Origin of the sequence: Nakamurella endophytica, assembly GCF_014646215.1 — a bacterium.
In the GTDB taxonomy this organism is placed as follows: domain Bacteria; phylum Actinomycetota; class Actinomycetes; order Mycobacteriales; family Nakamurellaceae; genus Nakamurella; species Nakamurella endophytica.
This window is the reverse complement of record NZ_BMNA01000003.1, coordinates 485,338-498,385: the sequence shown is the minus strand read 5'-3', so window position 1 is coordinate 498,385 and position 13,048 is coordinate 485,338. Positions and strand designations below refer to the sequence as shown.

Below are 13,048 nucleotides of genomic sequence, written 5' to 3'. Positions count from 1 at the left end.
ACCCTGTAAGGAGCTAAGAAGGGTGACGGCCGTGACAGTATCGGCTCCTCCTGAAAGGGGTCAAGATGCTTTTCGCCCATGACACGGAGGTCGCACTCGGGGCGGCGTGCGGCCTGGTGAACACCGGCCGGCAGCCGACGGACGAGCTGGCGGACCCGGCGGACCTGGACCGGTTCGTCGAGCGCTGGCGGTTCACCGGGTCCAGGACGCACGACGCCGCGGAACTCGACGCCGTGCGGGCGCTCCGCCCGCGACTGGAGCGGCTGTGGTCGGTCGGCGAGGACGAGGCCGTGGACATCGTCAACGGCCTGCTGCGTGAGGGCGGTGCGTTGCCCCAGCTGGTCCGGCACGACGGCTGGGACTACCACCTGCACGCCACCCCGCCGGACGCGCCGCTGGCCGACCGGATGGCCGTGGAGGCCGCCATGGCGTTCGTCGACGTCCTCCGGATGGGCGAGCTCGGCCGGCTCGGCATCTGCGACGCGGCCTCCTGCCAGGACGTCCTCGTCGACCTGTCGAAGAACCGCTCCCGCCGGTTCTGCAGCACCAGCTGCGCCAACCGCACCAACGTCACCGCCTACCGGGCCCGGCGGGCGGGGTCGCCGCGCCCGCAGTGACCCCTGATCCCGGACCGGCGCGGCCCGGTCCGGTCCGCCCGGCGCGCGGCGGACCGCCACCCCCGGCCGTCGCGACCGTGAGCCCCGCCACCGGTGAGCCGACCCGTCCCGACGAGCGGTTTCGGTAGGCTGGTGCGTTGGGTCGTGGGGTTCCGAGCCGGGGAGCCACCACTCGTCGCGGCCCGTCCCGCCGGTCGCCGGGCCTGCGGGGGGACCGCCCACCGACTGTCGGAGGTACGTCGCACATGAAGCTCCTCGTCCAGATCCCCTGCCTCAACGAGGAGCAGACGCTGCCGGCGGTCATCACCTCCATCCCGAAGCAGATCCCCGGGATCGACGTCATCGAGATCCTGGTGATCGACGACGGTTCCACGGACCGCACCGTCGAGGTGGCGCAGCAGCTCGGCGTCAAGCACATCGTCCGGCACACCCGGAACATGGGCCTGGCGCGCTCGTTCCGCGACGGCATCGACTACGCGATGGCGCAGGGCGCGGACATCGTCGTCAACACCGACGGCGACAACCAGTACCCGCAGGAGCGCATCGCCGACCTGGTGCAGCCGATCATCCACGGCACCGCGGACATCGTCATCGGCGACCGGCAGACCGCCACCATCGCCCACTTCTCGCCGTTCAAGAAGCGCATGCAGGCCTTCGGCAGCGGCGTGGTGAACCGGGCGGCGGGCACCAAGCTGCCCGACGCGGCCAGCGGCTTCCGGGCCTACTCGCGGGCGTCGCTGTTCCGGCTCAACATCATCACGCAGTTCAGCTACTGCATGGAGACGATCATCCAGGCGGGCAACCGCCGGCTGCGGATCGCCAGCGTGCCGATCGAGACGAACGCCAAGACCCGCGAGTCCCGGCTGTTCAAGAACATCTGGCACCACATGTTCAAGTCGGCCGCCGCGATCGTCCGCAGCACCCTGATGTTCCGGCCGTACACGATCCTGACCACGCTGGGCTTCGTCTGCCTCATCGCCGGCCTGGTGCCGTTCGTGCGCTTCGCGTTCTTCGCGTTCACCGGCCGCAGCGACGGGCACATCCAGTCGCTGATCCTGGGCAGCTCGATCCTGATCGCGTCGCTGTTCTGCTTCGCCCTGCTGGTGATCGTCGACCTGTTGCGCACCAACCGGATCCTCGTCGAGGAGACGCTGGAGCGGATCAAGCACATGCAGTACCCGACGCCCGCCTCCGAGCACGGGTTCGACCCCATGGAGCTGCACGCCGAGCAGTACCAGGTGGTCTCGCCGGTGGTCCGCCCGCGGTCGGTGACCGCCGCCCTGAGCGAGGCCAACGGCATGCCGGCGCAGCACCTCACCGGTCGCGAGGCCCGCTGACCGTCCCGCCGCGCACCACTCGCTGACAGCCGCCCCGCACCCCGCCGGGCGGCTGTCGCGTTTCCCGGGTGTGCCGGTCGGTCCGTCAGGCGCGGGCAGGCCGGGGGCCGGGCCGGTCGTCCGGCGAGAGCGGCACCCGCCGGTCCGCATGGGCCGGCCGGCGCGGGGGAACCGTCCACCGGTCCCGACACAGGAGGTGCCGCCCATGAAGGCGATGGTCTACCGCGGGCCCTACAAGATCCGGGTCGAGGAGAAGCCCGAGCCGATCATCGAGCACCCGAACGACGCGATCGTCAAGGTCACGCTCGCCGCCATCTGCGGCTCGGACCTGCACCTGTACCACGGGATGATGCCGGACACCCGGGTCGGCATGACGTTCGGGCACGAGTTCATCGGCGTCGTCGAGCGGGTCGGCCCGTCGGTGCAGAACCTGCAGCCCGGCGACCGGGTCATGGTGCCGTTCAACGTCTACTGCGGGTCCTGCTACTTCTGCGCGCGCGGCCTGTACGCCAACTGCCACAACGTGAACCCGAACGCGACCGCGGTCGGCGGGATCTACGGCTACTCCTACACCTGCGGCGGGTACGACGGCGGCCAGGCCGAGTACGTCCGGGTGCCGTTCGCCGACGTGGGTCCCGCCCGCATCCCGGACTGGATGTCCGACGAGGACGCGGTGCTGCTCACCGACGCCATGTCCACCGGCTACTTCGGCGCGCAGCTCGGGGACATCGTCGAGGGCGACACCGTCGTCGTCTTCGGAGCCGGCCCGGTCGGCCTGTACGCGGCCCGGTCGGCCTGGCTGATGGGCGCGGGCCGGGTCATCGTCGTCGACCACCTCGAGTACCGGCTGGAGAAGGCGCGCACCTGGGCCTTCGCCGAGACCCGCAACTTCGCCGAGTACGACGACATCGTCGTCGAGCTCAAGCGCAGCACCGGCCATCTCGGCGCGGACGTGGCCATCGACGCGGTCGGCGCGGAGGCGGACGGCAACTTCCTGCAGCACGTCACGGCCGCCAAGCTCAAGCTGCAGGGCGGCTCCCCGATCGCCTTGAACTGGGCGATCGACGGTGTCCGCAAGGGCGGGACGATCTCGGTGATGGGCGCCTACGGGCCCATCTTCAGCGCGGTGAAGTTCGGCGACGCGATGAACAAGGGCCTGACGCTGCGGATGAACCAGTGCCCGGTCAAGCGCCAATGGCCCCGGCTCTTCGAGCACATCCGCAACGGATACCTCTCGCCCAGCGAGATCGTCACGCACCGCTTCCCGCTGGAGCACATCGCCGAGGGCTACCACACGTTCTCGGCCAAGCTGGACGGCTGCATCAAGACCCTGATCGTGCCCTGACGGCCCGAGCGGAAGGACTGCGATGACCTACACCGCCGACAAGCCGGCGCTGGCACCGTCCAGCGACGAGTTGCGTGCCCGGATCCCCGGCTGGGGAGCCGATCTCGATCCGAAGGACCGCCCGGCCGTGCCGCGCGAGCGGTTCGACCGCGCGGCGAGCGGCGCGCACTGGGACTTCCCCGACCGGCAGCCCGAGAAGGAGCCCCGGGAACGGTCGATCGAGCACGGCATGCTGCCCCCGGTGTTCGGGACGTCGGTCCCGTTGCGCGGGGCGTCCGGTGCCCTCCGCCGGTACGCGTACGCCCGGTACAGCGAGGGCAGGGCCGCGCACTGGCTGCTGCTGGTGCTGGCCGACCGGGTCGACGCCTGGGAGAGTCACCTGGCCTCGCTCGCCACGCTGCGGCCGGACAACCCCATCACCCAGACCGGGGTGCTCAGCGAGGTGCGCCACCACCCGCTGGCCTCCCGGCGCGGCACCCGCGTCGACCGGTCGCACACCTGGATGGACCCGGTCCTGGTCGCCGGCCCGTGGGCGCTGGTCGGCGGGACGGCCGTGCTCGCGGTCCGCCGGGTGCTCGGCCGGGGCTCCCGCCGCCGCCGCTGACCCGGCCGGTCAGTCCGGGCGCCGGGCGAACACCCGGGCCTGCGGCACGTCCGCGGCGTGGTCGCGCAGCGCCTGCAGGTCGACGGTCAGCCCGGCACCGGTCAGCCACTCGGCCAGCTGCTCGGGGGTGCGGCGGTGCACCCAGAGGTCCATGGGGTGGCCGCCGTAGCCCTCGAGCTTGTGCGACGAGCGGACGCCGACGTGGAAACCCAGCAGCACCACCCCGCCCGGGCGGAGCATCCGCGCCCAGCGCCGGAGCACCCGCACCGCGTCGTCGTCCGGGACGTGGATGAGCGAGTACCACGACACGATGCCGCCCAGCGAGGCGTCGGGGAACTCGACCTCGGTCATCGAGCCGACCTCGAACGGCACGCCCGGGTGGTCGCGCCGGGCCAGGGCGATCATCGCCGGCGAGAGGTCCAGCCCGCGGGCGTCGACGCCGAGGTCGCGCAGGGTGCCGGTCAGCTCGCCCGGTCCGCACCCCATGTCGAGCACCGGCCCGCCGCCGCCGGCCTGTACCAGCGCCACGAAGAGCTCGAGCAGTGCCCGGTCGTAGGAGTCGGCCGCCGTCCGGCCGCGGACGAAGTCGGCGTAGGCGGCGGCCACCGTGTCGTAGGAGGTGCGGGTCCGCGCCAGCCAGTCCTGCGGTCCCATCCGGCCACCGTACGGGCGGCGACGGGCGGCGACGGCCGTGGTCCCGGCGGCACGCGCCGGTTCGCCGTCCGGCGGCCGGCGTCAGCCGGCGAGCTGCCGCACCGCCATGCCGAACAGCCAGGGCACCCGCCGGGCGGCCGGCACGATGGTGCGTCGCAGCGCCGGCCGGGACGACGACCAGAGCAAGGTCTCGGTCAGCCAGCGGTAGCGCCGGGTGGCCGCCCGCCAGCGGTCCTCGTAGTCCTCGGGGCGGCCGGTCGCCAGGCACCCGGCCGCCGCGGACGCGCTCGCCACCGCGACCGCGATGCCCTCACCGGTCAGCGCGTCGACGTACCCGGCGGCGTCGCCGACCAGCAGCACCCGCCCGGCGACGCGGCGGGCCGACCGCTGCCGCAGCCGGCCGGCACCGCGCACCCGGCCCACGGACGGGGCGCCGGCGAGGCGTCCGACCAGCTGCGGGAACCGCGCCAGGTGGTCCTCGAACGAGCCGCGGTCGGTGCTGAGCACCGCCACCCCGACCAGATCCGGGCCGACCGGCGTCACGTAGGCCTCGGCTCCGGCCGCCCAGTGCACCTCGACCAGGTCCGTCCACGGCCGGACGGCGAAGTGCCGGCGCTGCCCCCACCGGCCCGGTCCGCCGCCCGGGACGTCCAGGCCCAGGCTGCGCCGCACCGGCGAGTGCAGGCCGTCGGCGGCCACCAGGTACCGGGCGGTCGACCCGCCGGCCCGCACCGTGTCGCCGTCCTGCTCGACGGCGCCCACCGCGGCCTGCCGGACGTCGATGCCGCGCCCGGCGACCGCGGCCATCAGGGCGTCGTGCAGCTCCGTCCGCCGGACCCCGGCGCCGGGCGCGCCGGCGAACCGGGCCTCGGCCAGGTTCCGGCCGTCCAGGTACCGGATGCCGGCGAACGGCCGGCCGGCGACCTGCACGCCCAGCTCGCGCAGCGCCCGGACGGCGCCGGGCATCAGGCCCTCGCCGCAGGCCTTGTCGATCGGCGCCGGGCGGGACTCGAGCACCGACACCGACAGGCCCAGCCGTTCCGCGGCCAGCGCGGTGGCCAGTCCCGCCGGCCCGGCCCCGACCACCAGGACGTCGATCACGCCGGAACGCCGGGCACGGCCGACGCTCCTGCCAGTGCCCGGTCCTCGGTGCGGATCCGGACGCGCAGCAGCGCCAGGTTCGCCACCGTGAAGACGGCCGCCGTCAGCCACGCCGTGTGCACCAGCGACAGCGCGACCCCCTCCACCGCCACGGCCAGGTAGTTGGGGTGCCGCAGCCACCGGTAGGGGCCGGTCGCGACCAGCGGCGCGCCGGGCAGCACGATCACCCGGGTCGTCCAGCGCTCGCCGAGGGAGCGGATGCACCACACCCGCACCGCCTGCGCCCCGGCCAGCAGCACCAGCATCGGCCAGCCCAGCCACGGCACGAACGGCCGGTGCGCGACCAGCACCTCGACGATGCAGCCCAGCAGCAGGGCCGTGTGCAACGCCACCATCACCGGGTAGTGACCCCGGCCCACCTCGTAGCCGCCACGGGCGCGGGCCGCCCGCTCGTGCCGCCGGGACAGCGACAGCTCCGCCAGGCGCTGCGCCGCCACGGCCAGCACCAGCACCAGGTACGCGACGACGGAACCGGTCACGGCGGTCAGCAGCGCAGCAGCACGAGCTCGGAGCAGAACCCCGGGCCCATGGCCATCATCAGGCCGGGCGTGCCCGGCGCCGGGGACCGCTTGACCAGGGTGTCCCGCAGCACGTGCAGCACGGAGACCGACGACATGTTGCCGGCCTCGGCCAGCGACCGCCAGGTCATCTCGAGGGCGTCGGAGGGCAGGTCGAGCTCGTCCTGGATGGCCTCGATCACCTTGGGGCCGCCGGGGTGCGACACCCACGCCCCGACGTCCGCCGGGCGCAGCCCGTGGTCGCCGAGGAATCCGCGCACGTCGGCGCCGAGGTACCGGCGGACCAGCACGGGCACCTGCGCGTCCAGCACGATGGTCAGGCCGTGCGCCCCGATGTCCCAGCCCATCGTCCGCCCGGTGTCCGGGTAGAGGTGGCTGCGGCTGTCCACCACCTGCGGCCCGGCCAGGCCGCGGCGGGCGGCGGCCTCCGCGCCGACCGCGACCACCGCGGCGGCGCCGTCCCCGAACAGGCCGCTGGCGACCAGGTTCGCCACGGACCGGTCGCCGCGCTGGACCGTCAGCGAGCACAGCTCCACGGCCACCAGCACCGCGACCTGGTCCGGGTGCCCGACGAGGTAGTCGTGCAGCCGCGCCACACCGGCCGCGCCGGCCACGCAGCCCAACCCGAACAGCGGCACCCGCTTGACGTCGGGCCGCAGACCCACCCGGGCCGCCACCCTGGCCTCGAGCGACGGCACCGCCAGCCCGGTCACCGTGGTCGACACCACCAGGTCCACCTCGCCCGGCGCGATCCCGGCGGCGTCCAGCGCGCCCAGCAGGGCCAGCGCGGCGAGGTCCTCGGCGACGGCCAGGAACTCGTCGTTGGCCTCGGTGAAGTCCCGCAGCGCCGCGTAGCGCTCGAGCGGCAGCGCCAGGTTCCGGGCCTCGACCCGGGCGTTCCGGTGCAGCCGGCGGACCACCGCGGCGTCCCCTCCCGGGCCCAGGCAGAACTCGGCGAACGCCGCGGTGATCTCCGCCTGCTCGTACCGGTGCGGGGGCACGACACCGTGGACCGCCGCGAGGGTCGTCATGGCAGCACTGTACGGAAGGCCGGCACGCGCCGGCCGGGCGTGCCGGCGGCGGCCCGGGGCACGGCACCCACCGCGGTCCCTACCATCGGGACGCATGAGCCAGAGCCGGACGCCGGCGGTCGCGGCCCGGCGGTCCCCGGTCCGGGCCCTGCTGTCCTCGTGCCACCCCGTGCCGACCGCCGCGGTGACCCTGATCGCGACGGGCCTGGCCGTGCTGGCCGGCAACCCGGCCGGCCGGGTGGTGCTCGTCGCCCTCGCGGTGCTGGCCGGCCACCTGTCCATCGGCTGGTGCAACGACGCGGTCGACGCCGCCCGGGACCGGGCCGTCGGACGGACCGACAAGCCGGTGGCGGTCGGTGCGGTCCCGGAGCGGCTGGTCCGGTCCGCCGCGGTGGCCGGCGCCCTGGTGTGCGTGCCGCTGTCGCTCGCCCTCGGGTGGCCTGCCGGGGTGGCCTCGCTGCTGGTGGTGGCCTGCGGCTGGGCCTACAACCTGGGGGTCAAGTCGACGGTGTGGTCGGCCGTGCCGTTCGCCGTCGCGTTCGGCGCCCTGCCCGCGGTCGCCACGCTCGCCCTGCCCGGGCACCCGTGGCCGGCGGCGTGGGCGGTCGTCGCCGGCGCGCTGTTCGGCGTCTCGGCGCACCTGGCCAACGTGCTGCCGGACCTGGCCGCCGACGCGGCCACCGGTGTCCGAGGGCTGCCGCACCGGCTCGGCGCCCGGGCCACCGCGGTCGCGGCACCGTCGCTGCTGTTCGTCTCGTCGCTGGTGATCCTCTTCGGCTCCGGGGGGCGGTCCGGGCCGGTGGCGTGGACGGCCGCCGCGGTGCTCGCCGTCGTCGCGGTCACCGGGGCGGCGCACGGCTGGCGCCGGCCGGCGGGCCGGTGGATGTTCACCGCGACGGTGGTCGTGGTGCTCGCCGACGTCGCACTGTTCGCCACGTCCGGGGCCCGGCTCGTCTGACCGGCCACGGGGGCCCCGCCGCCGCGGCGCCGGCGGTGGGTAGCGTCCACCCCCGTGACCTCCGCCCTGGTGACCGGATCGAGTCGTGGCATCGGCAGGCAGATCGCGCTGGCCCTGGCCGCCGCCGGTGTGCGGGTGGCCGTGCACGCCGGGCGGGACGTCGCCGCGGCCGAGCGCGTCCGGGACGGCCTGCCGGGCGAGGGGCACGTGGCGGTGTCGGGCGACGTGGCGTCCCCGGACCGCTGCGCCGACGTCCTCGCCGCCGCGGTGGACGGCCTCGACGGTCTTGACGTGCTGGTCAACAACGCGGGGGTCTTCCGCGCCCACCCGGTGGACGCCACCGACTACCCGGGGTGGCAGCAGGCCTGGCGGAGCACCGTCGAGGTGAACCTCTTCGGTCCGGCCAACCTGACGTGGCTGTTCGTCGACCACCGGCGGCACCGGCCCGGCGGGCCGGCCGGGGGCCGGGTGGTCAACGTCGGGTCCCGGGGCGCCTACCGTGGCGAGCCGGTCACCCCCGCCTACGGCGCCAGCAAGGCGGCGTTGCACGCCATGACGCAGTCTCTGGCGGTCGCGCTGGCCCCGCTCGGGATCGTCACGGCGGCGGTCGCGCCCGGGTTCGTGCAGACCGAGATGGCCCGGGACGTCCTCGACGGGCCGTCCGGCGACGCGGTCCGGGCGCAGAGCCCGTTCGGCCGGGTGGCCAGGGCGGACGAGGTGGCCGACGTCGTGACCTGGCTGGCCACCGCGGCGCCGGAGTGGGTCAGCGGCACCGTCGTCGACGTGAACGGAGCGTCCTACCTGCGCTGAAGGCCTCCGCGGCCCGCCCCACGCCGACCGCTCCCGGTCACCGCGTCCCCCGACCGTGCCGCCGTCGCGGGTGCCCGGCCACCGTCGGTGGCGCCGTCCCCTGCACGCTCCGTGGCGGCCCGGACCCCGTGGAGTGGACCGGGCCGGAAGGCGTTCCGGCCCGCCCGGAACGCTCCTAGTCTCGGTTGCACCGGTTGCCGAGAAGGGCACCGGGGTCGCCGGGAGAAGGGGCAGGACACTGTTCACCGTGGTCATGTGGGTCGTCGGGGTCTGGGCCGGATGCGGTCTGCTGGTGGCCCTCGGCCTGCTGGTCGGTGCGCTGACCGAGCGGCTGGGTCGTGGCCGCCGGATGCAGGCGATGATCGACTGGACCGCGGCGGCGTCCCGCCCGGAGGCCGCCGACTACACCGCCCGCGCCGCCTGACCGGGACCACCCGCGTCCCGGCGGGCATGCTGGGACGGTGACCGACGCCGTTCCCGACGGGTTCTTCGACCGCCACGACGAGACGCCCGACGGGCTGTTCTACGCGGCTCCCCGACTGGTCACCCACATCGACGACGCGGCCGTCGCCGCCGTCGGCGCCCTGTACGCAGAACTCGGGGTGGACGGCTCGACACCCGGGCGTCGGGTACTGGACCTGATGTCCTCGTGGGTCAGCCACCTGCGCGTGGCGCCGGCCGAGCTGGTCGTGCTCGGTCTCAACGCGGTCGAGCTCGCCGCCAACCCGATGGCCACCGGCACGGTGGTGCAGGACCTCAACCTCGACCCGGTGCTGCCGTTCCCCGACGCCGACTTCGACGCCGTCCTCTGCTGCGTCTCGATCGACTACCTGGTCCGGCCGGTCGAGGTGCTCGCCGAGGTCGCGCGGGTGCTGCGTCCCGGCTGCCCCGTCGTCCTCACCTTCTCGAACCGGTGCTTCCCCACCAAGGCCGTCCAGGGCTGGCTCGCGACGGACGACGACGGTCGCTGCGCCGTGGTCGCGGACTACCTGCGCCGCGCCGGCGGCTTTACCGAGCCGGAGGTGTCGCTGCGGACGCCGCCGGGCCGGGACCGCGGTGGCCGCTACCGCGGGGACCCGCTGTACGCGGTGGTGGCCCGCCGGCGCTGACCGCCCAGGACGCCGTCACGCGGCGGCGCCGAGGTAGCGGGTGAGCACGACCGCGGCGGCTCCGAGCAGCACCGAGTCCTGGTCCAACCGGGAGTACACGAGCTCGACACCGGTCGCCAGCTCCGGCATCACCCGGGCCAGGACCTTGGCCCGCAGCGCCGCCAGGAAGTCCGGTCCCGCGCCGACGACGGCCCCGTGCAGCACGAACAGGTCCAGCGACAGCAGCTGCACCAGGTTGCCGATGCCGATCGCCAGCTGGTCGCCGTAGCGGTCCAGCACCGCGGCGGCCGCGGCGTCCCCGGCGGCGGCGCGGCGGTGCAGGCGCGCCGGCGAGGTGGTCCGCCCTCCCGGGATCCCGGCGACCGCCGCCGCCCGCCGCAACCAGCGCAGGCTCGCCACCGTCTCCCAGCACCCGGTGAGCCCGCACTTGCACCGGTCGCCGTCCACGTCGACGCAGGTGTGCCCCAGCTGCATGGTGTACCGGGCGTGCGCGCCCCACAGGTGGCCGTCCAGCATGATGCCGCCGCCGACGCCGACGTCGAACTGCAGTGCCGCAAAGTCGCGGCGGCCCCGGCCCAGCCCGAACCACTTCTCCCCCAGCGCGATGGCCCGGACGTCCTGCTCCAGCAGCGTCGGGACGCCGAACAGCTGCTCGAGCAGCTCCGGCAGCCGGGTCCCCACGAGCCCGGGCGCCGGCAGGCAGGCCACCACCTCCCGCTCGGTCGGGCTGCACAGGGCCGGCGCGGACAGGCCGATGCCGCACAGCCGGTCCCGGAACGGGCCCAGCACGTCCGCGGCCGCGCGCAGCACCTCCTGGTCCAGGCGGTCCGGTCCCCGGTCGGTGTCCACGGCGACCGCGCGCCGGGCCAGCACGTCGCCGCCGGCGGCCACGACGGCGATCTCGACGCAGCAGCGGGAGACGGCGACGGCACCGGAGAGCAACGCGGTGCGGGTGAACCACAGCGGCCGCGCCGGCTTCCCGATGCCGTCCGCCGGCGGGACCGGCTCGTCCTCCTGCAGGATGCCGTCGGCCAGCAGCCCGGAGACGATGACGCCGATGCTGGCCCGCGGCACGTTCACCCGCCGCCCGAGCTCCGCGCGGGAGGCCGGCCCGTCGTCGATCAGCGACTGCAGCAGCCGGCCGCGGTTGACCGCGCCGACGTCGGCGGTGGACAGCAGACCGCGCAGGTTCCGCCGTGCCGCCACCGGCGGAGTATGTCACCGGGCCCACCGAACCGGAACCGGTCGGACGCAACTCGCAGGATCACGTTGCGCGGCAAACGCTGTCGCGGTGACCGGCTCCGGCGGACTTTGTCATCGACGCATGCTTTGCTCCGGACCGGCTCTTGACGGCGACCGCCGGCGCTGCTTTCCTCAGCGGATACGTGGCGCCGGAGCGACGTCCGGGCACCCTCTCGACGCACGGAGGCAGCAATGGGCAGGATGCAGCGGCCGGCTCGGGTCGTGGCGATGGCGGCGCTGGCCGCACTCGTGGCGGCCTGCGGCGGCCTGACACCGGGGTCCGGGGGCAGCTCGTCGTCCGCGACGACGGCGTCCAGCACGAGCAGCGCCGGATCGTCCTCGGCCACGGGATCGGCATCCGGATCGGATTCGGCGTCCGGATCGGGCTCAGCCTCCAGCGGCTCCGCCGGCTCGTCCGGGTCGGGATCCGCCTCGTCCGGAGCCCCGGCCGTCCCCACGGCGGTCCCGACGGACACCATCGAGCTGAAGATGGCGTTCACCGACAGCCCCGACATGACCAAGGCGCTGGCGGACGCGTTCCACGCCAAGTACCCGAACATCACCATCACGACCCAGTACACCCAGTTCAACGACTACGTGAAGTCGCTGAAGCTGACGATGAGCTCGGCCACCCCGCCGGACATCGTGCAGTACAACGCGGCCCTCAAGGACCTGTCGGCGGCCGGCCTGATCAAGGACCTGACGCCCTACGAGCAGGCCTACGGCTGGGACACCAGCTTCCCCAAGTCGGCGCTCGACATGCTCCGGGTCGACAGCACCGGCAAGATCCTGGGCACCGGCAAGCTGATCGCGGTGCCGGCCGGCCTGTCCCTGGTCGGGCTCTACTACAACAAGACCCTGATGAAGAAGGCCGGGATCACCGCGCCGCCGGCCACGCTGGCCGACTTCGAGGCCGACCTGGAGAAGGCCAAGGCCGCCGGTCTCACCGGGCTGTCGGTCGGGTCGCTCGACACCGGCGGGCTGCACCTGTGGGGCTCGCTGCTCAACGTGCTGTGGGACCCGCAGGCGCAGCGCGACTGGGTCAACGGCAAGGCCGGCAGCACCATCTCCACGCCGCAGGCGCTGCAGGCCACGCAGAAGGTGGGCGAGTACGCCAGCAAGGGCTACTTCCCGTCGTCGGCCAACGGCACCAGCGAGAACGACTCGGCCACGGCGTTCGCCCAGGGCAAGAGCGTGTTCCACATCAACGGCAACTGGGCCGCCGCCCAGCTGGCCAAGGCACTCGGGGACCAGGTCGGCTTCAGCGTCATGCCGCCGGCCACCGCGGGCGGCAAGGCCGTGGGCAACGGGTTCAGCGTCTCCTACGCGGTGTCCGCCAAGACCCAGCACCCCGAGGCCGTCGCGGCGTTCCTGAACTTCCTGCAGAGCCCGGAGGCCACCAAGATCGAGGCCGAGGGCGGCTTCCTGCCGCCGAACGCCAAGGCCGCCCCGGCCGCCACCGGCGTGCTCGGCGACCTGGTGACCGCGAACCAGAAGGTCGTCGGCGACGACGGTCTCATCCCCTTCCAGGACTTCGCCGCTCCCGCCATGCTCGACGCGCTGGAGTCCGGCCTGCAGTCGGTGATCGGCGGCAAGGAACAGCCGCAGGCGTTCCTGGACTCGCTGCAGTCCGTGTGGTCCGAGTACCACAGCTGAGCCGCC

14 protein-coding genes are annotated in these 13,048 nt (G+C 74.3%); 9 read left to right on the top strand and 5 right to left on the bottom strand.

Translation table 11 applies throughout. From position 1 onward, the window contains the following. The first annotated feature begins 65 nt into the window (after positions 1-65). From IEY37_RS09480 to IEY37_RS09465, 4 genes are all read left to right on the top strand, one after another. Positions 66-617, top strand: a complete 552-nt coding sequence (locus IEY37_RS09480; RefSeq protein WP_188941279.1) for a CGNR zinc finger domain-containing protein — start codon at positions 66-68, stop codon at positions 615-617. A 245-nt stretch (positions 618-862) separates the two neighbouring features. After that, positions 863-1,954, top strand: a complete 1,092-nt coding sequence (locus tag IEY37_RS09475) for a glycosyltransferase family 2 protein (RefSeq protein WP_188941278.1) — start codon at positions 863-865, stop codon at positions 1,952-1,954. 205 nt (positions 1,955-2,159) lie between these two features. Next, a complete protein-coding gene (locus IEY37_RS09470) occupies positions 2,160-3,299 on the top strand; it encodes a zinc-dependent alcohol dehydrogenase (protein WP_188941277.1) in 1,140 nt (379 codons plus the stop codon). A 22-nt stretch (positions 3,300-3,321) separates the two neighbouring features. Continuing rightward, complete coding sequence (locus IEY37_RS09465) at positions 3,322-3,903, top strand: hypothetical protein (RefSeq protein WP_188941276.1); 582 nt, start codon at positions 3,322-3,324, stop codon at positions 3,901-3,903. A 9-nt stretch (positions 3,904-3,912) separates the two neighbouring features. Here IEY37_RS09465 and IEY37_RS09460 read toward each other — a convergent pair whose 3' ends face one another. The 4 genes from IEY37_RS09460 to IEY37_RS09445 form a co-directional block, all read right to left on the bottom strand. Next, entirely contained in the window at positions 3,913-4,557 is a 645-nt protein-coding gene (locus IEY37_RS09460; RefSeq protein ID WP_188941275.1) for a class I SAM-dependent methyltransferase, read from the bottom strand. 81 nt (positions 4,558-4,638) lie between these two features. Next, complete coding sequence (locus IEY37_RS09455; RefSeq protein WP_188941274.1) at positions 4,639-5,658, bottom strand: NAD(P)/FAD-dependent oxidoreductase; 1,020 nt, start codon at positions 5,656-5,658, stop codon at positions 4,639-4,641. Further along, positions 5,655-6,197 (bottom strand): isoprenylcysteine carboxyl methyltransferase family protein, encoded by a 543-nt coding sequence (locus tag IEY37_RS09450; protein WP_229674224.1) that lies wholly within the window; start codon positions 6,195-6,197, stop codon positions 5,655-5,657. The genes IEY37_RS09455 and IEY37_RS09450 overlap by 4 nt, the downstream gene beginning before the upstream one ends. Before the next feature lie 5 nt (positions 6,198-6,202). Beyond that, on the bottom strand, positions 6,203-7,267 hold the full coding sequence (locus IEY37_RS09445) for a type III polyketide synthase (RefSeq protein WP_188941273.1): 1,065 nt from the start codon (positions 7,265-7,267) through the stop codon (positions 6,203-6,205). A 94-nt stretch (positions 7,268-7,361) separates the two neighbouring features. Here IEY37_RS09445 and IEY37_RS09440 point away from each other — a divergent pair, with 94 nt between their 5' ends. The 4 genes from IEY37_RS09440 to IEY37_RS09425 all read left to right on the top strand — a co-directional run bounded on the left by IEY37_RS09440 (position 7,362) and on the right by IEY37_RS09425 (position 10,144). Beyond that, positions 7,362-8,225 carry a UbiA family prenyltransferase gene (locus IEY37_RS09440; protein WP_188941272.1) on the top strand — a complete coding sequence of 288 codons (864 nt, stop codon included), beginning with the start codon at positions 7,362-7,364 and terminating at the stop codon, positions 8,223-8,225. Positions 8,226-8,279: 54 nt separating this feature from the next. Continuing rightward, a complete protein-coding gene (locus IEY37_RS09435; RefSeq protein WP_188941271.1) occupies positions 8,280-9,035 on the top strand; it encodes an SDR family NAD(P)-dependent oxidoreductase in 756 nt (251 codons plus the stop codon). 247 nt (positions 9,036-9,282) lie between these two features. Beyond that, positions 9,283-9,459, top strand: a complete 177-nt coding sequence (locus IEY37_RS09430) for a hypothetical protein (RefSeq protein ID WP_188941270.1) — start codon at positions 9,283-9,285, stop codon at positions 9,457-9,459. Positions 9,460-9,496: 37 nt separating this feature from the next. Then, positions 9,497-10,144: a class I SAM-dependent methyltransferase gene (locus IEY37_RS09425; protein ID WP_188941269.1), complete on the top strand. Its 648-nt coding sequence runs from the start codon at positions 9,497-9,499 to the stop codon at positions 10,142-10,144. 15 nt (positions 10,145-10,159) lie between these two features. Here the strand turns inward: IEY37_RS09425 and IEY37_RS09420 are convergent, their stop codons facing one another. Further along, entirely contained in the window at positions 10,160-11,350 is a 1,191-nt protein-coding gene (locus IEY37_RS09420) for an ROK family protein (RefSeq protein WP_188941268.1), read from the bottom strand. A gap of 228 nt (positions 11,351-11,578) precedes the next feature. Here IEY37_RS09420 and IEY37_RS09415 point away from each other — a divergent pair, with 228 nt between their 5' ends. Then, on the top strand, positions 11,579-13,042 hold the full coding sequence (locus tag IEY37_RS09415; RefSeq protein WP_188941267.1) for an ABC transporter substrate-binding protein: 1,464 nt from the start codon (positions 11,579-11,581) through the stop codon (positions 13,040-13,042). Positions 13,043-13,048 lie beyond the last annotated feature (6 nt).